This window comes from Bacillus sp. FSL W8-0770 (assembly GCF_038008705.1).
GTDB classification, from domain to species: domain Bacteria; phylum Bacillota; class Bacilli; order Bacillales; family Bacillaceae_G; genus Bacillus_A; species Bacillus_A cereus.
Genome location: NZ_JBBOZR010000002.1, coordinates 360674 through 379816 on the forward strand (window position 1 = coordinate 360674; position 19143 = coordinate 379816).

A 19143-nucleotide genomic window follows, 5' to 3' on the forward strand; every position below is an offset into this window, starting at 1 on the left:
GCGACGTGCTATAATCCCCAACCATTTCTGTAAAAGATTAATATCCCCAAATGTCTACTTCAGCTACTGAAGCAAATCCATTCTGTCCATTCGTTACTTCTATTTTTACATACTTTGCAGTAACTGGGTTAAATGTTGCCGTTTTCTTATCACTATTATTTCCCCATGTTCCTGATGATGCTTTTTCATATTTAATACCATCTACACTTGTATAAATACTGTACCCTAAAATGCGGCCGTTCTCTGATCCATCTTGTCTTGGAAGATAATCCACTTTTGAAATTGTTTGATTTTTGTCGAGTTCCAATGTCAAATTGTATGGATATTGATTTGGTGTCCAACTGCTATGCCAAAATGTATCTGTTTTTCCATCAATTGCTTTACTAGCTGAACCACTTGATTCCTCACTATTTGCACTTGCTTTCATTGTATTTTTAGGCAATACGTATGGTTTAACAGATGGAGAATCAGTTAGAATATCTACTTCAGCTGCTGAAGCAAATCCATTCTGTCCATTTGTTATTTCCACTTTTACATATTTTGCAGTAACTGGATCAAATGTTGCATTTTTCTTATTACTATTATTTTCCCACGTTCCTGATGATATTTTGTCATACTTAACACCATCTACACTCGTATAAATATTGTAAGTTAAAATACGGCCATTTTCTGACCCATCCTGCCTTGGAAGATATGCCAATTGTGAAATGGTACGTGTATCGCCAAGTTCTAGTGTTAAATTGTATGGATATTGATTTGGTGTCCAACTACTATGCCAAAATGTATCTGTTTTTCCATCTATCGCCTTACTAGCTGAACCCGTTGATTCCTCACTATTTGCACTTGCCTTCATTATTTTTTTAGATAATACAGCAAGTGGTTTAACAGGTTTAGCATCCGTTGCTTCCCATATAGGTGCAATTAATGTCGGGTTATTTAAAGCTTCTACTTTTTGTCTCGTTTCTTGGGTTGCCTTCAATCCCCACTGATCAAAAAACGGTAGTACATTTTGTTTTGCTATTTTCGATGTATTGTAAATAAAAGCTTGTATTTTATCTTCGTCTGTTTTTGGAAGTTGATCCTCTGGTATCTCACGATATAATTTGTGAAGATTTGGATAAAACTCATCCCCATATGCCAAATGAAGCTGCCAAAGCATAACAAGTTTTACAAACAGGTCATCAATATTTTTATATTCTTTATTCGTTTGTTTTAAATAAGTAAAAGCCCTATTATAATCTCCCTCTGTATCTAAACGTGTTGGTTTATTTGGATATATTTTCTTGAATGCAGCTAAAGAATATAGATTAACAGTTACTTCACCCATACCTCTTAAATCATTCCACGTCCATGGATATTGTTGTCTTGCATGTCCTGCTTCATGCATTTGTCCCCATCCAAACTCATTTACATTTAAAGTACTTTTGATTGCTTCACCAGCAGTTGTAAAGACGGCACCATCCCAACTTGCATACATGCCCCAGCTTTGTGCATTAGGGTTTTCTATAAAGGTCCAAATACGACGAGTTGAACGATGTAAAGGATTAGGTTCTGTTTCAGATAGCCCCGATATCTTGTCTTGCGCTCGAATCATTTCATCATATTTATTTAATAGTGGCACAGGATCTTGATTTACAATATATTTATTGGCACTATCACGAGTTACAGTTAGTACTGCTCGTTCTGATTTCAATTGTACTGCATGTGCATCTGGATATTTGTTCATCATGACAACCCAGTCTTCTTTCGTGTGTTTCCCTAATTCAAAGAAAGGAATAGGACTTCCGCCTTGCGTTACCTGCACCTTAACTGTTCCTGTACTTTGAAAATTATCTAACCCTAATACACCGCCGTTTGGTGAAGAAATAGTATTAGAGCCGGGAGAAAGGTCAATTTCTTTTCCCCATTCTTTATCATATTGATGTGTCCCAATAATGGCTCTAATCTTTTGCGTTCCTGATACTGTAATAGTAACCTGTTCATTAGGTTTCACATAAATGCCTGTTGGCATATAATTTTTTTGCTCACCTCTTTTTTCTCTTTTTGCTTCATCCGAAAAACTGCCTGTACCTGGAAGATCAAACTCTCTTTGTTCAAGTTGAGTTGCAGTTTGTGCAGTTTCAGCATGTACAGCTAAATTATTTGTCATGATAGGTGCAAATAAAGTAGTTGCTAAAATAGCGGATGTCGCAAACACCTTTATAGTTTTTTGTAATCTACCACTCTTTCTTTTGTTCATATAAATCAGTCCTTTCGTTCAATTTCATTATTACTTACATACGAAATATCAGTTTTCTCACTAATTTCAAAAGTGGATTTATTAAATGTACATGTATTTTAAACAATGCTAATTATATTTTTGGATGAGTATAATAACACTTCAAATTCTTTTCCTAATTAATCTAGAGATACATTTCCTTCATTGTTTTTTTAAATCACTCCTCTAAATAAGAATTTAAGATAAATGTCCTGTCTCAAAGGTCCTTTCCTAATTTTGGTATTACGAATTAAGTATAATTCGAAAATAAAATTATACAATTGAGAAAAATAATAATGTTAAAAATTTACATACGCGTAAAGTTTTTAACATTTACTGAAAAATAATGTGTTATATGAGGATTAATTTAATATATTTGGTGTTAAAAAATATTTTTAATAGAGGATTGTTCATTCCCATTCAGAAAAACTCCACCTTGGTGTTTTCAAATTATGAAGTCCCCACTTTCTAGTCTTTCTACAAAAGATATAGAGTTCATTTACAATCTGATTCATGATTTTTTTAAATTACCCTTCCCTTCTGTTAAGAAGACTTCAAAACTTGAATAGATTACCTTATATCGCTACTTTGTGTATGCAAAATTACATACCAATCCCCATTGAAAATAGTTCTCATTGTAACTATAATGGTTTCAGGGATTGAAATTTTCACTTTCGTTTCAAATCTCACAATATATTAAAGGAGGAAATACTATTATGAAAAAATTGATTTTAGCAGGGGCACTAGGAATTGCAGTATTGTCAGGTATGAACCTACCAGGGGCTGAGGCATCAAAAGCGAGTGCAGCTACTACGAATTTAGAAATCCAAGAAGTCACAAAATACTACTCTATGAGTTCCTATGAAGTGTCTCAAAAAGAATCATTTAATCTAAAAAAAGGGGAAGAACTTACAGTCTTTGTACAAAATTCAGGGTTCCCAATTTCTTATACGGTCTTTGATGCAGATGATCAAGTAATTGGCACATTCAATGCTAATTCCCCATATGGTCGCGTATTTAAAGCGCAAAAAGACGGTAATATTTCTGTACAATTTCAAGCAGGTGTAAATTCTACGTACATGAAGAAGATGAATTTTACAGCTAAATTTGCTGTTTCTAAACTTAACCAATAATAAAAAATGTAACGATCCTCTTTACAAACAAATTAAAAAGGTATATCCCTTCAATGGGATATACCTTTAGTTTTAGTGAATTTTATATTGACCAGATAGCTGCTCTTGCGCCATACGAACTAAACGTTTCGTAATCTCTCCACCTACTGAACCATTTGCTCGTGCAGTTGAGTCCGGTCCAAGTGTAACACCAAACTCCTGAGCTATTTCATATTTCATTTGTTCAATTGCACTTGCTGCAGCTGCTATTAAGATTTCGTTTGAATTATTATTTTCGCGAATTTGCATTTTTTAAACACCTCCGTTGAATTTGGTAATATCATGCTCTATTTCCAACAAAATATGCAAAAAAATTATTCGTTTAGCTATTTTACATATATACCTAAGCTTTCATCCCTTATGTGGGAATAAATAAAGGTATAGGTCATACCCTATACCTTTACCTTCTTCTATCCTACTTACTTTTAAATTCCCCTATTAACCCCTGTAACTCTTGCGAGAGCCAATTTAGAGAATTTGCTAACTCTGCAATATCTTGTACATATAGTTCTTGCTCTTTCATACTTGTCTCCACATTACTACTACTATTCACATATGTATTCGCAATGTGTGATAATTCATTTATAAACTGAACAATAGTTTGATTATCTGTTAGAATTTCACTTGAATGATTCGAAGTCGCTTTAATTTGATTTGTAACAGATTGTGCAGATTCTGAAATCTTTTCAAAAAAAGCACCACTACTTTGAACAAGTGTTATTCCTACTTCTACTTCCTTTGAACTCTTCTGTATGGATCTTACAGCTCTCTCTGCCTCAGCCTGGGTTTCACCAATTAATTTAGCTATATCCCTTGCAGATGCCTCGGTTCTTTCCGCTAATATATGTACCTCGTCCGCAACACCTGAAAATTCTTCCCCCATCTCTCCAGCACATGAGGATTCAGTAGAAGCATTTAAAGCTAATGAATTTGTTTGATTTGAAATGGTTGTAATTACAGTAAGAATTTCATGAATTTCCTTAGATCGTGCTTCGAATGCATAAATACTAGAAGATACATCCTGGACTGTATCTTGGATTCTTTTCATTTGATTCACGATTTGCTTAATCAAATCTTTTCCCTCTACAGAATGCTGTTCCATGTCTTCCAAAGCATTGCCAACTTGTTTTGCAGCTCCTTTAATTTCTTTCATCTTACTTTCCATTTCTTGAACAATCCCTAAACATTTTTGCACTACATATTCATGAGAATGTGCTCCTAAATTTAATCCTGTAATAGCACTTGCAATTTCTTTAAAGGCTATGCTATTCTCTTTTGTACTTACCGACAATTCCTGTGAAGATGTCAAAACCTGTTCAGCAGTCTGCCTTACTTTATCTATAATCCTATTAAACTTTTTAATAGTGTTATTAAAATAGATATTAGTTATCCCTATATCATCAGATCTTTCATTCAATTTAATACTTAAATCCCCTTCACCAACTTTACGTAACCCTTCTTGTAAATCCTTTAAAGGCGATAGAGAGTTTCGTGAGATAAATATTTGAATTGTAATAGCGATAGTTAATGAAATTATAATAAATAGTAAACCTTGTATCATAAAGTTTTTCTTTGTATGAGGAATAATAGAAGCTTCCAAATCCGCTGCAACAATTGCAATTATATTTTTATTTTCATCTGTAACTGGCTCTAAAATTGTTACCCAGAACCCTAGCTCATCCTCATACACTTCTGTCATTTGTGCCTGTTTCGTTTTCATTACTTCATCATATGTTTTCATCCAATAATTAGGCTGCTCATAGTATTCACCTGGTTTTATAGAAACAGTATTTGCTAATTTTGTATCCAAAGCTACTATTTGTAATTCAGCTTTATCATTTAGCTTGGCTCCTGTAACATATGTTTGCCCAACACTTTTCATATCTTTTATCGCTTTATCTAATTGCTCCGTCAATTTTTCTTTCTTCACTCTTTGAGCTGTGGGGTCTTTTGCTACATCTCTTACTATTTCTAGATCTAATTGATTTAATACCGCATCACCTGTTTCAAAAGACTGCCTCTCAAATATAGACATCATACTATTTTGAAACATATTAAAACTTAACGCTCCCATACTTCCAACAAGGGTCAGAATTACTAATACCGTTAGTAATACATTTTTTTGAAGCAACGATAGCTTATGCCAATATTTTTTCATCGATTTCACCTTTCTTATTTTCAACAATACAAAAACAAAGTAGTAACATATTAAGAGTTTCTCTTTCTGTTATTAATTTAAAATTTAAAATCGCATACTAATCGTTCAACCGAACGTTCCATTTTTTTTTCATTTACAATTTCATCTTTTATATGTCCAGCTGCTCCTGGAAATCTATTAAAAGGAAGACGTAATACTTCTACTACTTCATCTTTTCTATTTGTACTGATTTCTTCTAAATCGATTATATTAAAGGGTTTACCCATAATAATTGCTATAATGTTTAATGGACTCCTAAGACTATTTAAAATTCCATATTTATCTCCTAAAGATTTTCAAATTAGATTTGTTGCAGTACCTTCAGCGAGGATTTTTTATAATATCGTTAGTTTTAAATAAAGATAAGAATTTTTAAGAGCCTCATCTTTAGTTATTTTTATCTTGCAGAACAATAAAATCTGAAAGTTTAATTCAATCTCCTATTTTATAACTTTTTTCCTTATTTTTCTATAACATTATAAAATTTACCTGTACAATCTAAACTTAGACTCTTTTAGCCTTTACTCTTCAATTGTCTTAAATTCATATGAGGTAGCGCAGAAAGTAAATTTTTAATAAAAAACGTTTGTATTAAAAAATGCAAAAATACATACTCCTCCAAAACTATATGCACTTAAATATTCATATAGTAAAATAAACAGTACAAGCGTGTCCTATACAGCATATTTCCTTAACGGGCTTGATATTATATTCATCATACAATTGGTGTGACCTTAATATCTCACTTAGCTCTTTAATATTTTAATATTAACAATATAGTGTTAATATATCCCTACTTTATCGCTACACCTACATATAAGCCAAGAATTCAATTACAGAACGGTTTTCATCAATAGTAGACAAAAACATGTCAAACAAAAAGAGACTCAATTATTTATTACTTTTTGTATTAAAAGATTATAGGAGAAATATATATGCTCAAAAAAATAAATAGATTTATGTTTGCTTTGCCTACCATTTCTTTTGTTTTTCTTATTTTATTAGGATCATTTTTATTTGTAATACCATTAGATCTATTCTTACCTGAAATACAAAAAAACCCAATAACAGAAGCACCTCTTATTCTTCAAGTTTTATTAGGGGTATTAGCGGCACCAATATATGAAACAGTAGTTTTTCAAGTATTTTTATTTTGGCTATTAAGTTGGATTCCTTACATTAAAAATCGCGATTACCTTATCATTTTAATAGCTTCAATTATATTTGGATTAAATCATCAATATGGAATCACTTATATAGTTGGTACAACGATAATTGGTCTTTTATATAACTATGCTTATTGGGTATATAAAAAAAAGAATGAAAAATATCAGGTTACCATGTCTGCTTTTGGGGTTGTTTTTTTGATTCACTTATTACATAATTCTATTGCTTTTATAGCATCAAATTTATAAATGTTTTAAAGGTAATTTAGATTAATCAATTATGTTTGTACTTGTTAAAGGTAAGAGATACGAAATAAGAATTAAAAAGAGGCTAATTCACTAATACTTCTAAATAATCTTGTTTCAGTTTGTTTATTTGAAAAATAAAAAGACAGGGCCCTGTCGGGTAGACAGGATTTTCAAAGCGCAGCTAAGCCACCTGAGTCTATATTTGTATGGACTCAGGTGGCTTAGTTTCTCTTGAAATCTTTGATGATTATAAAATTTTAAATATTTGTGGACTTAAGATAGATGAAGAAGTCTTTTTTATGTGCATTATCCTAGAATTTTTACTTTCGCGATTTCACGACATACTATCCTTCATTTTTCTAACATCCCATTCTCTTTTTCCAATCGTTTAGTCTTAGTATCTAAACCATTAAGTTTCATTCTACCTAAATATAACCCTTTTATTTTCCCGTATTCTTCTAGTTCTTTAATACCTAAAGTTTCGAATCATTTCATTTAATGTCTTACAATTGGATAATAAATGTCTATTTTTTTCTTAACAGTTTTACATCTTCTTTTAAGTATAAACCCACTCCTTTTCCTTTCATTTTTTATAGCAAGTCATTCTAATTTACCCCATAGAAAAATCCCCTCCATAATAAATAGGTTAATGTGTTTTCTTTTTCCTATCTACTATGAGGGGAGAATAGCATACTAAAGATAGCTTCTTTTTTGTAAAAGAACTAAGATTCCAGTGTCGTAATTAATTGCTGACGTTCTTTATCTCTAAAAATTTTAATTTCATGTTTAAATTCATAATTTCCTTCTTCAAATCTAACCCATTCCTTACTTGTCCAATATACAACATCTACATTTGCATCTAAAATTTCAGAACATATGTCTACTAATTCTTCTTCATAAAATGGTGCTTCTTTTGCTAGTTCAAAAGCTAGTACTTTTGGATCCTTACTTTTAATTTGAAATTCCCTTGAAGTTTGCCCTAAATACTGCCATGGAGAATATAGTGATTGCACATGAACATATCGAGTTTCTTTAAACTGTGATGGAGAATGTATTGTAGCAGCAAATGTAGGTTTGCTCACTCCTATTGTTGTGCCTAAAGCAATAGAACCAATAATAAGTTTTTTAATCATTTTTTCAGCCCCTTTAATTATTTTGGATATGCTTCATTTTTATACTACGTTCATGTTCGTGTAAATGAAGATGATTTGACATGATCCATCATTTTTTTCAAAAACTGTATATTAATTAACCGCCATAAATTTACCCAAAACAAAAAAGTTTCCTTTTGGAAACTTTTTTGTTTTGGGTATACATTATATGTATAAAAATTAGTTTTGAAAATATTTACTTATTTGTTGATAAAATTGTATATGGATATTTTCCCTACTATTTATCTACACACATCTCATGCAAAGCCTCACTACAACATAAACAAATTCATCTTATGAACGCGTTTCTTCTTACGAAATTAAGTGATTGTTTCAATAGCTGGTTTGGGAATCATAGATTTACTTTCTTTCTAGCCCTATTATTCTGTTCTTTTACCTAAAATTCCAATATCCCCATTACTTCTTTTGTAAATAGTTTAAAATCAGTTAAATGTTTTTCAATAATTTGACGAACAATATCTAAATTCACACTTTGATAATCATGAACAGCAATATTACGAAATCCAACCATCGCCTTTAACTTATTTGCTAGATCAGCGCTAAGTAATCCTGCTGTAACCAATAAATCAAAGGCCTCTCGACTAGATTGGGGTAATCCTAATTTTTTCCCTGCAACAATATGCATTGCTACATCAATACTCGCTTCACAAGCTCTTTGTATATTCAATATTATTGAATCTTGTTTTGTAAAGTCCTCTAAATTTTCAGGGTCATTTCCATACACATCTTGGATTCTTTTTATACAACGCTCTATTGTAGAAATTTTATTTAAAATAACCTCATTCTTCATATATAGAACCTCTTTTCTTTATATCATCAAATACTACCTGACGTTCTTCATTCAATTTTGAATACATTTTTAAGGTTTTCATTTCAAAAATAACCTTACGTTTTTCATCCGAACAAAATATTGTCTTTCCTGTATGTATAATCTGAGCTTGAAAAACTGTAGAAGCTTCGGATAAATCAACTAAATCAACATCTCTTTGAACAATGTTAGCTAACTCCTGTGCTAATAAAAAACGTTCATAGTTCCCTAATGTTGTGTCACTTACATAAGCTATATCAATATCACTATCTTCTCGTTCTCTGTTCTCAGCCGTTGATCCAAACACAATTATCCAATAGGGATTCACCGTCTCTTGTAATTTTTCTATAATAGCTGTTATCATGCTTTGAAAAATCATTTAATTAATCCCCCTTATTGTACTTGAATTTTATTATATCATAACCAATCATAAATCCTTTAAACGACTATAAATACGTAAACAAAATTAAGCTTTTTTAGTACTTAACTCCTCACAAAATCAGAAGCTTATTTCTGACCTAAAATTATTATAGTTCAGGAGTAGATATATTGTAGCTTTGTATCTTAAATAATTGTTAATAATCCAACACTTTCCTGTTAAATGCCTTTTTTATTTTCTTCCTGCAAAAGTAAAAGACTGACAATAACTGTCAGCCTCTTACTTTAACAACTCTAAAGAACTTTAGCCTATTTCACAATATACATTCTAATAGTTTGAGGATATATTGCTCTAACAAAGCATTATATATTAATCCACCTTTAATTTTTCTTTTACCTTTGTAGGGAGTTCATCTTTTTTCACTTCTTCCCAAGATTTCACACCTTTTTTCTCAGAGTAATATATACGTAAAAACGCTTCTTTACGAAGATTTTTTAACGCTGTAAACTCCATTTCTTTCTCTTTACCATCCTTATCAAATCCAGGTAATTTATAATCATAAGTTGTATCCCCATTTACATTTTTCTCTTTTAATTTTTCACCATCCTTGGTAATTTGCACATAATATGTATCTGTACCAAGACGATTTAAATTACACCCGGATAACAACACAGTAAACATCACAAAAACGCTACACATAAGCACTATTCGTTTCATATTATTCACCTCATATCTTTTCTCACAAAAATTATATCCTAATCTATTGGCTGCCAAAATTCATTTCCATTACGCTAACATTACGTTTTTGTAAGGTAGTAAAAACAGCTTAAAATAAAAAGGATATAAATTCATATTTCTATTGAATTCATATCCTTTGTTCTTATTGAGTAAACTATTTTGCCCCATGCTTAATAGGAGGTATTTCTATTATTCTGGGAAAATAAAGCTAGAGTCCCCTTCACTATTAGCGGAATCTTCTTTTGGGAACGTAATAGTAGATCCTTCATTTCCCTTATTCCCTTTATTTATTTCTTGTTCCTCAGGAAATACAATGGAAGAATCATTACTTAAGTTTGGTGAAAAACCAAGTTTAGATAAAATGGCTTTTAAGTCAGGTAAAACACCAATTTTATCAGAAGTTGGATCATTAGATTTCGTTCCGGTGCTAGAATCACTTAAAATATCCCTAAGCTGGCTTGGTGTATATACTTTTCCCTGATTATTTTTTGCTATTCCTTGAATTGATGCTGCAGCACCAGCAATAATAGGTGATGCGCTAGATGTTCCAGCAAAACTAGATGTATATAAATTTGTTATAAATTCACTTGGTTTAGCATCTGTAGTATCTACTGCATTCCCCCATCCATACACATCCACTCTACTACCATAATTAGAGAAATATGAACGCTTATGAGGAACTCTTGCAGAAGCTGCCCCAACCATAATTGCCCCTGAATCTTTAAAATCAGGACTATTACGATTTAAAACTTGTTTACCATTACGGTCTCTAAATTGATCCAAGTCATTTCCGCCGTTTGCACCTGCTTCAATAATAATAATTCCCTTATTTGTTCCCATACGAATTGCATCAAATATGTCTGGTTTTACTTCCACAGGAAAATAGTTCTTATCTCCATATCCATCGTAAGTTGCTTGTGCCTCTAGTAAAAGAATATCTCCAGCTTGCATATTGTTAACCGCACTTAAAATAGCATCAGCTGTATTATAATTTCCGTTATCCCTAATCTGGGATACAACCTTTACCTTAGCTTTCGGTGCGATCCCAATTCCACCTATGTTATTATCCTCTGCCGAAACAATTCCTAAGACTGAGGTACCATGATCATGGTGCTCGCTTTTATTCTGTCCAGATATCAATTCAATCTTTTGATTCACTAAATCCTCATGATTAAATAACCACCCATACTCCATATCTACGAAAGTAGTTCCTTTTCCATCTCCACCTTTTATGCTCCAGGCATAAGGTGCATTAATTCCTAATGGTGCTGGTTCAAGGTAACCTTGTCTTGTAAGTCTAGGCTCATCATATGGATTAACAGATAAATTTGGCAAACGCTCTGCTGGTGGCGCTTCTTCTTCCTGTAAATACGCCGTTTCAACAAGAGATGATTTTTCAATTTTTGTAAGTAATGCTTGTACATCAATATCATCTTGAGTTTCTACAATATAATAGTTTAGCAAATTAGAAGAAATATGATCGGAATCTTTTATTTCTTTACCAAGATTTTTAATTTCTTTAGGATTTAAAGAATTAAAAAGTCGATTTATAGTTACATTTGGATATTCAGCTAAAATTCCAATTAATTCAGGATCTTGTTTTTCTTCTTTAATGAATTTTTCTATTCCATCCTGATATGGTAAATTCACTTCATTTTTAAATTTTAAAATTAATTGTTTAGTAACTTGCTTATGTACAGTAGAATTCAATTGCTTATTTGAATAATTATAAGTAGCTGCGTAGGCAACTTCTGATTTTTCACTTGGAAGTATACTGCCTACTCCATTAAATGCTGTTAATGCAATTGAAGAAACTAGAATTCCCTTGAAAATTTTCAAAACGCACACCTCTTTTCATTTATATATACTTATAAAAAAATGTATATTACCTAATTTCTTTTTATACAAACGTTTTATATGTAGGACTATATTTTCAACTCCATTCATTCTTTAATATTTGTTTATACATCATTAATACAACCAATTCATACCAACAACTTTATTAATTCAGTTGCATTACTGTAACCAGTATAGTTACACCTCGTGGAATAGTCAACCTTAAATGCAATTTTGCATGTAAAATCATACATACTTCTACCAACTTACTCCCAATTATTTCAAGAGAAGTTAAACTTCTATCATTTTGAGTAATTGCATATATATAATATAAAACATATAAGGGGGGTTAAAACGTGGTAATCTCAAGACAAGATTCCTGGACTGATGATAACGATTTACTTCTCGCATCAACAGTACTTCAGAATATTCGTAACGGTGGAACACAGTTAGCTGCATTCAAAGAGGTAGCAAAACTACTAGCTAGAACACCCGCAGCTTGTGGATTTCGTTGGAATTCATATGTGAGAAAACAATACCAAGAAGAAATACAACTAGCAAAACAAGACCGAAAAATGGGAAACAACATTCCCCTCTCCCCATCAGAAAAAGAAAAAAACTCTTTGTCTATTACATTAGATGATATTATTCTCTTTCTACAAAATTATAAAGATGTGAATGAATTGACAAAATTACAAAATCAAATTGAAGATTTAAAAACAGAGAATCAATCTCTTCTACAACGTATAACTATGTATGAAGAAGAGTATCGTATGTTACTGAACCATATCGATAAGACAAGAAATTTAATTGCAGTGGATTAAATAGCATAACTATAATGACTTTCCAGTAGGATCTTCGCGCGCCAAAACCACCATCAATAAAGAAAATTTAGACTATTATTGGTGATAATAAGTAAAAATACACATACATAATGTATGTGTATTTTTACTTTGACTATTATTAAAAGAAATATTTAGTCTATGTTACATCTTTTCTAATATTTCTTGCCTTTCACACCATTTTGTTAGCTTTTCTAATGCTTTTTTAGATAAACGTTTTGTTTTATAATTACAAAACCTAGATAATGTAGACGGAGAAATACTCATTTCATCTGCTATTTCACGAATGCTTACCTTTTTTTCATTGTGTACTTTCAGTATTTGATCACGGATTTTTTTCTCTATTTGTTCGAATGATTCTACAGTCTTCTTTATCTCTTTAACAACTGTTACTTCGGGTAATTGCTCTTGTGGTTCCTCTACAATCTTCTTTCCTATTACCCTATCCATTGACTGTAGCATTTCTTCAGGTGGCAAAATCGTTATTCCTAAGTTAGTGTAATAATTTTTAAACCAATTACGTTTCCCAATTTGTTGTTCATCCAGTGGGTCACTATACTCCCAATGAGAGATTACTTTTTCATTTTCTAAATCCATTAGAACGTTTTCTAACTGTTCTCTAATACGATTAGGCTTCCAATCTTTCGGGATATCCATTACTGCTAGCAGGCCTTTGTCCCCACCTATAGAATATGGCTTTTTCAATGATGAATACATTTGTCTAATTCTCCATTGCCATGTTAAGTATCGTATTAACCTTTTATGATATTTGTGTCTATAACTATTGTATTCAAGTGCTTTTTTAGACAATAATGCTGTTGTATTATTTGATCCGTATAAATAATTGGTTAAAAAGCTGCCTGGCTTAATACGACAAGATTCAATACCCATATATTCATTTGTAACACTATGTCTCCACAATACAACCGAATCTAATACAAATAATCGTTTAACAACCTCACGCTTTAATTCTAGTCGTTCCCCTTCATCTTCACGGTCATTTAATACTACGACTTCATTCTCATCATTTAAATAGATAAAAATACTTGCTAAAGCCGCAATTCTTTTTGCTATTTTAATTTTATCTTCCGCTCTATAGTATTCCTTATTTTTGACTACTGTTTTTGGAATGTTGCACATCTCTAAAACTTGCTCATAAGAAAAATCAATGAATTCGTCTGGAGATTTTGCTTCGTTTATCCATTGTATTGTAATTGCATCTAGACAATCTGCCGTTAAATCATCCATATTACTCATTACATCATCGACAAGAGTATTCCATCGAGCAGCTTCTTCTATATTAGTAAGTCTTAAATCTTCATCTTTGTGTGAAGAAAGCTGGGCTACACCATTAGAAGATTTTGTTTCAATAGGATATTGTAAAACCTTACTTAATTCATCTTCTTCAAATTGATTTTTTGCAATCCCATCTCTTAGCTTATAATAAACAGCAGAGTTATTTACCTCATAATAATCCTCATGGTTTACTATACTTGCCTCTTCTATATTTTGATCATTTTCTACTATTATGGAACTTGAAGAAGCTATATTTTGGAATTCTTTGTCTATAAATCCTTCAATTTCTTTATATATTTCTTCCTTATAGGAATCAATTTTGGCATAAATTTGTACTAATGTAGTACCGGATTCTTGTTTTTTCTCTAGCCAAGACACTAATGCAGTAAATGATGGGGAAGCATGAGGTGATGTGAGTACTTTATTATTATTGTTTTCAACATCTTTAAAATATGCATTCCACTTATTCCATACTAGCTCGTTAGTTTTATAAATTGGCTCAGAGATTAACAATGCATCTCGAAACATTTGTAATAAGTTATCCACTTTCTTTTCCTCCCTAAACCATGGATCACAATTAAATAATTCTCAGTATAAAAATCTTAACTACTATTATATTTAATTTATTGTAACAGATATTTACAAATTTTTGTTTCTTTCTTCTCTATTCTGCTTTTCTTGCATTCCTTTTGCAACTTTCTTTCCTGAACTTGCAACATGCTGCTCTTTCTTTTCCCTATTTCTTCTTACTTGCATTTCTTTTGCGCTTTGCTTTCCTTAACTCCTTAACTTGCAACATACTGCTCTTTCTTTTCTCTATTTCTTTTTCCTACATTTCTTTTGCGCTTTGCTTTCCTTAACTCCTTAACTTGCAACAGGTTGCTTTTTTTCTTACCTATTTCCCCTTACTTACATTCCTTTTGCGCTTTGCTTTCCTTATATTTCTCAACTTGCAACATACTGCTCTTTCTTTTCCCTATTTCTTCTTCCTACATTCCTTTTGCGCTTTGCTTTCCTTAACTCTTCAACTTGCAACAGGTTGCTTTTTTTCTTACCTATTTCCCCTTACTTACATTCCTTTTGCGCTTTGCTTTCCTTATATTTCTCAACTTGCAACATACTGCTCTTTCTTTTCCCTATTTCTTCTTCCTACATTTCTTTTGCGCCTTGCTTTCCTTAACTCTCCAACTTGCAACAGGTTGTTCTTCCTCTTACCTATTTCTCCTTACTTACATTCCTTTTGCGCTTTACTTTCCTTAACTCTTTAACTTGCAACAGGTTGTTCTTCCTCTTACCTATTTTCCTTTACTGACATTCTTTTTGCGCTTTGCTTTCCTTATATTTCTCAACTTGCAACATACTGCTCTTTCTTTTCCCTATTTCTTCTTCCTACATTTCTTTTGCGCCTTGCTTTCCTTAACTCTCCAACTTGCAACAGGTTATTCTTCCTCTTACCTATTTCTCCTTACTTACATTCCTTTTGCGCTTTACTTTCCTTAACTTTTTAACTTGCAACAGGTTGTTCTTCCTCTTACCTATTTTCCTTTACTGACATTCTTTTTGCGCTTTGCTTTCCTTATATTTCTCAACTTGCAACAGGTTGCTTTTTTTCTTACCTATTTCTCCTTACTTACATTCTTTTTGCGCTTTGTTTGCCTTATATTTCTCAACTTGCAACACGTTTGCTCTTTCTCTTACCTATTTCTAATCAACTTGCAACACGTTTGCGGTATCCTTTCCCTATCTCTTTCAACTTGCAACAGTATAATTTATTTCTCAACTAAGTAATTCTAAAAAAAATCATGTCATTTTAAAGTTTTTAAGCTATTTATCTCATATTTTTAATAAGTTACATACATAATATGCAACATGTTTGCGGTATCCTTTCCCTAACTTTCCTACCATTTTCACTCTAATCCTTTATATACCAAGGGTTTAGGTGCTTTTCTATTTACTTTTATACATATTACACAACTTGCAACACGTTTGCGGTATGCATGCCCTTATTTCCCTCACAAGATGCAACACTGTTTGCGGTATCCTTTCCCTACTTTCATTCTATAAATGCCGACCAATCCTTTTATATCAAGGGTATTTATTACAATTCATTTTTAATGATTGCGTTCACTAACTTGCAACATGTTTGCGGTATCCTTTCCCTAACTTTCCTACCATTTTCACTCTAATCCTTTATATACCAAGGGTTTAGGTGCTTTTTCGCTTACTTTTACACATACCACACAACTTGCAACACGTTTGCGGTATCCTTAACACAAAAAAAAATCATGAAATTCTCTTATCCCTTGATACAACTAGCTTCATAAGCTGTTGCAAGTTGCTAATTTTCTTCTTAAAGGAGCACCTTTCATCATTTTTCGATTTGCTATAATCAAAATTGGTATATTTTATAGTATTTTGACATATATTTCTGAATTTGTAGAACGGAGGTGAAAAAGATGGGAAAATCATTTGTGATACGTAATCAACGTAGCTTAAATGGGAAAACAACAAACGCAGTTTTAGTAACACTAAAGTCTTGGCAAAAGTTTGTGGAAACATTTGAGGAGAAATACTACAGCTATAAAGATACATATTTAGAAGATATTTTGCAGCACATGACATACGAAGAGCGTATTGCGGATGTAGAAGGTTTTGTTGAAAAAGCCAAACCATCTTTTTCACGTCGGGCAATGTCTACACTTGCAGAAAAAGCAGGACGAAAACATAAATTATACGGTATTACGAATGCTGATCTTGAAGTGTTCTTGTACTTACATAAAAAATGCTATACAAACGGCGTCATTCCAAATGTAACCATACATATGATGTGGGAAGATTACAAGCAATATAAAGAAGAATTTGCTTATATCCAACACTCTCAATTCTATATCGCATTAAAGAAATTAAACTTACATAACATTATCTCCATCGAAAATGGAGTAGATGGCCGTTATACAATCAAACTCACTCATTTTATGAATGAGGAAACAGAAAAAGCAAATCCGTACGTATATATTAGTCCTGTTGTATTTACAAAGGATTTCTTTAAGCTATCTGTAGCAGCTAAGAAACTATTCTTAGACATCGCAATGCAACAACATATGGAAACAACATTAAAGCGTTCTTTAGACAAGCAGGACGAAAGAGGAAACAAAACTCACTTCGGTGGGATGTATCGTTTCTTACATAAAAAATATCCGCATCAGATCCGTGCGGTTATCGAGGAATTAACAACTGCATTACCATGTACGGGGAATCCCCTATTCAAAATTTGCAAAATGCAAAAAGGTGTAAAGCATACAAAACGATATACGACATTATATCTGTCTATCCATTCAGACTTCTTATGTTCGAAAGAAGCTGGAGAAGAACAACATAGGGATCCATTTACACCAAAAGCTACCTATGCTCGAAAAGCGAAATTTATCGAAGCAGTCCTACAAGAGATGAATATCGGTGAATTGTCTGCAGACATGAATAAATTCATTCATGTACTAAAGCATACTTGTCATCGTCAAATTCGCAGTGTAATTCACGGACTACGTGACATGGTTGATCGAAAAGAAGGATATCCAACGAAAATTGTATATACATTGAAGAAACTATTACATCAGACATCTCAATATCAAATTCTCGATACAGCAGCAAAAGAAGGTATCTACCCTCTTATTGCGCAGCATATACCAAAAGAGAGAAATAGCGAACGTGAGCAAGCTATCTTTAATTTCGGCCTACATTATTCTATGTACTCTCTTCGTAACATTAAAAAGATGTTTAAAAATGTGCATGCATTATTGAAGCAGAAGTTTGCGGTACCAGTAACAGAAGAGTCTTATCACCGTAATTATCTAAAATACCAGGAAGAAACGTTATTTAGAAAATATGCATATGATCAGGGAGTGAATCTCCATGCATATATCGCTTTAGAAATTGAAATGCGTGAAAAACTAAAAGTTCGTGGCCATAAAGAACGCACAATTCCAAGTGATGTGCGCGAATGGTTTATCGAGGCAATTGATAAGCTGCCACAAGAAAAACTTCGTGTGATTGAGCTACCAAAGCAGTTTAATTTACTAGAGTTTATGCGTACCTTCGAACGTTTAGTACGTGCTGGTGTAACAATAACAGCTCCAGATCAGGTGCTACACGCAATGGAAATAAAATAATAGTAACGAGCTCTCTATTTTTGAAAAAATCGAAATTAGAGGGCTATTCGTAGTTGTTTTATTCATACTCTTTTTCTACTACTCTATTTATAAATACAAAATCAGAAGGACTTCATGTAAAATGAAGTCTTTTTTTATGCACTTCTATACAAATTCTCTTCTAGCACTATATAACTCTCCACATAGTGCCAGGGAGTATTCTTCTAATGTAATAAAACATACCTCATAATACCTACAAAAAATCAAAAATAAAATTATAAAAACAGTGAATATGAGGACAAATATACTCGAATGTGAATAGTATTTTTCTGACACCATTGTAACTACTAGTATTGTTGTATATATCTAATAAAAATCATCAATAATAATGTGAGTTATGTGTAAATACTGAGTAATGTTAACAAATAACTACATTTTCTGAACAAAATGTGGATAATTGAACGTTAAATACTGCTTATTTACCAAAATAAAGTAAATGAAGCTTATTTCCATAGTTGAATAAATATAAAGTAATTTGTATCAATTTCTTTCCGATTTCATGTAGAAACATATGATTTTCTTTCTGCTTTTTTGTAGAATTGAAAGTCTTATAATTATTGAATCTACGGATACATTTTTTACTATTTATGATTTTTTACGTGCTAACATCAAATTTTCCCTTGTGGGAGTACAGTTCCCCCCTATTTTTGATAACCTATAATAGTTTTATCTTTATTTCTTTTTAATATATAAGATATATATTTATAATAGATTTTATTATTAGTAGTATGAGTGTTAATAAAATGTCAGATCTAATCAAAAAAATTTAATAATGTCCATAGTATTTTTCTAAATGAAAAAAGCCTAATAGCTGTGCTAGTTATTC

14 protein-coding genes and 1 pseudogene are annotated in these 19143 nt (G+C 31.9%); 4 read left to right on the top strand and 11 right to left on the bottom strand.

All coding sequences use genetic code 11. The features are described from left to right. Nucleotides 1–37 precede the first annotated feature (37 nt). Nucleotides 38–2239 (bottom strand): discoidin domain-containing protein, encoded by a 2202-nt coding sequence (locus NST27_RS28445; RefSeq protein ID WP_061661911.1) that lies wholly within the window; start codon nt 2237–2239, stop codon nt 38–40. 734 nt (nt 2240–2973) lie between these two features. On the opposite strand from NST27_RS28445, the gene NST27_RS28450 reads away from it, so the two are divergent. Then, entirely contained in the window at nt 2974–3390 is a 417-nt protein-coding gene (locus NST27_RS28450) for a hypothetical protein (protein WP_061661890.1), read from the top strand. 72 nt (nt 3391–3462) lie between these two features. Here NST27_RS28450 and NST27_RS28455 read toward each other — a convergent pair whose 3' ends face one another. The 3 genes from NST27_RS28455 to NST27_RS28465 all read right to left on the bottom strand — a co-directional run bounded on the left by NST27_RS28455 (nt 3463) and on the right by NST27_RS28465 (nt 5853). After that, nucleotides 3463–3678: an alpha/beta-type small acid-soluble spore protein gene (locus tag NST27_RS28455; RefSeq protein WP_001167047.1), complete on the bottom strand. Its 216-nt coding sequence runs from the start codon at nt 3676–3678 to the stop codon at nt 3463–3465. Between the two features lie 166 nt (nt 3679–3844). After that, on the bottom strand, nt 3845–5587 hold the full coding sequence (locus NST27_RS28460) for a methyl-accepting chemotaxis protein (protein ID WP_061661891.1): 1743 nt from the start codon (nt 5585–5587) through the stop codon (nt 3845–3847). A gap of 77 nt (nt 5588–5664) precedes the next feature. Continuing rightward, on the bottom strand, nt 5665–5853 hold the full coding sequence (locus tag NST27_RS28465) for a hypothetical protein (protein ID WP_061661892.1): 189 nt from the start codon (nt 5851–5853) through the stop codon (nt 5665–5667). Between the two features lie 708 nt (nt 5854–6561). Here NST27_RS28465 and NST27_RS28470 point away from each other — a divergent pair. After that, complete coding sequence (locus tag NST27_RS28470) at nt 6562–7041, top strand: CPBP family intramembrane glutamic endopeptidase (RefSeq protein ID WP_000913860.1); 480 nt, start codon at nt 6562–6564, stop codon at nt 7039–7041. A gap of 123 nt (nt 7042–7164) precedes the next feature. Here the strand turns inward: NST27_RS28470 and NST27_RS29675 are convergent. The 6 genes and pseudogenes from NST27_RS29675 to NST27_RS28495 form a co-directional block, all read right to left on the bottom strand. Beyond that, nucleotides 7165–7302 (bottom strand): annotated as a pseudogene (locus tag NST27_RS29675) (hypothetical protein); the annotation flags it as partial. A 461-nt stretch (nt 7303–7763) separates the two neighbouring features. Then, nucleotides 7764–8174 carry a hypothetical protein gene (locus tag NST27_RS28475; RefSeq protein ID WP_000592183.1) on the bottom strand — a complete coding sequence of 137 codons (411 nt, stop codon included), beginning with the start codon at nt 8172–8174 and terminating at the stop codon, nt 7764–7766. Nucleotides 8175–8589: 415 nt separating this feature from the next. Beyond that, nucleotides 8590–9003, bottom strand: coding sequence for a type VII toxin-antitoxin system HepT family RNase toxin (gene hepT, locus NST27_RS28480; RefSeq protein ID WP_000787542.1), 414 nt, complete (start codon nt 9001–9003; stop codon nt 8590–8592). Next, entirely contained in the window at nt 8993–9400 is a 408-nt protein-coding gene (mntA, locus tag NST27_RS28485; RefSeq protein WP_000577229.1) for a type VII toxin-antitoxin system MntA family adenylyltransferase antitoxin, read from the bottom strand. The genes hepT and mntA overlap by 11 nt, the downstream gene beginning before the upstream one ends. Before the next feature lie 369 nt (nt 9401–9769). Then, entirely contained in the window at nt 9770–10117 is a 348-nt protein-coding gene (locus NST27_RS28490) for a YxeA family protein (protein ID WP_000822913.1), read from the bottom strand. A gap of 210 nt (nt 10118–10327) precedes the next feature. Beyond that, nucleotides 10328–11977, bottom strand: coding sequence for a S8 family peptidase (locus NST27_RS28495; RefSeq protein WP_000688780.1), 1650 nt, complete (start codon nt 11975–11977; stop codon nt 10328–10330). Between the two features lie 353 nt (nt 11978–12330). Between NST27_RS28495 and NST27_RS28500 the strand changes: the two genes are divergently transcribed. Next, nucleotides 12331–12798: an RsfA family transcriptional regulator gene (locus NST27_RS28500; protein WP_000237072.1), complete on the top strand. Its 468-nt coding sequence runs from the start codon at nt 12331–12333 to the stop codon at nt 12796–12798. Nucleotides 12799–12960: 162 nt separating this feature from the next. Here the strand turns inward: NST27_RS28500 and NST27_RS28505 are convergent, their stop codons facing one another. Next, nucleotides 12961–14658: a helix-turn-helix domain-containing protein gene (locus tag NST27_RS28505; RefSeq protein ID WP_061661887.1), complete on the bottom strand. Its 1698-nt coding sequence runs from the start codon at nt 14656–14658 to the stop codon at nt 12961–12963. 1910 nt (nt 14659–16568) lie between these two features. Between NST27_RS28505 and NST27_RS28510 the strand changes: the two genes are divergently transcribed. Continuing rightward, nucleotides 16569–18278, top strand: coding sequence for a hypothetical protein (locus NST27_RS28510; protein ID WP_341035304.1), 1710 nt, complete (start codon nt 16569–16571; stop codon nt 18276–18278). Nucleotides 18279–19143 lie beyond the last annotated feature (865 nt).